The sequence below is a fragment of the Mesorhizobium sp. M0340 genome, assembly GCF_040321535.1.
In the GTDB taxonomy this organism is placed as follows: domain Bacteria; phylum Pseudomonadota; class Alphaproteobacteria; order Rhizobiales; family Rhizobiaceae; genus Mesorhizobium.
The window spans coordinates 1-649 of sequence record NZ_JAMYRR010000080.1; the positions used below are offsets into that span (position 1 = coordinate 1).

Below are 649 nucleotides of genomic sequence, written 5' to 3' on the forward strand. Positions count from 1 at the left end.
GTGATCTGGTGCGCAAGGTTCAGGCGGACTGCGCGATCGACCTCGATACGAACAGCTACTCAGTGCCCTGGCGCCTGATCGGAGAGAGCGTTCAGGTAGTGGTTCTGGCCGGTCGCGTCATCATCCGTCATGCGGGCCGGGTGGTGGCCGATCATTCCCAATGCCAAGGTCGCCGACAACGGATCGTGGACCGGGCGCATTTTGTCGGCGTGGCTGGCGCCGAGGGACCAGTGCGCGCAGCAGCCCCTATAGAGATTGCTCCTTGCGCCTTGCTGCGGCCGCTGGCGGAATACGAGGCGGTTGTCGGGGGAGGCTGGTGATGACGACCGTGGATCACGACATGCTGGTCGCGACACTCGACCGGTTGAAGCTGACGGCAATCCGCGATCAACTCGACACGCTGCTGGATGAGGCCGCACGCTCGAAGATGACCTTGCGCGAGGCTTTGGCTTTCCTTGTGTCGCGCGAGATCGCGCGGCGTGACGAGCGGCGGATATTGATGTCGAGCAAACTGGCGCAGTTCCCGTTCGTGCGCGAACTCGACGGCTTCGACTTCGACGCGCAGCCATCGCTGGATCAGGGACAGATCAGGGAGCTTGCGACCTGCCGCTGGATCGCCCACGGCGACACAGTCCTGTTCCTTGGCCCT

The 649-nt window shown here is 63.6% G+C and carries 2 protein-coding genes; both read left to right on the forward strand.

Annotation, left to right across the window (positions count from 1 at the left end):
• On the forward strand, positions 1–320 hold a 320-nt coding region (locus NKI79_RS33140; RefSeq protein ID WP_502909893.1), incomplete at its 5' end, for a Mu transposase domain-containing protein.
• On the forward strand, positions 320–649 hold a 330-nt coding region (locus NKI79_RS33145; RefSeq protein WP_352807510.1), incomplete at its 3' end, for an ATP-binding protein. The genes NKI79_RS33140 and NKI79_RS33145, both read left to right, overlap by 1 nt.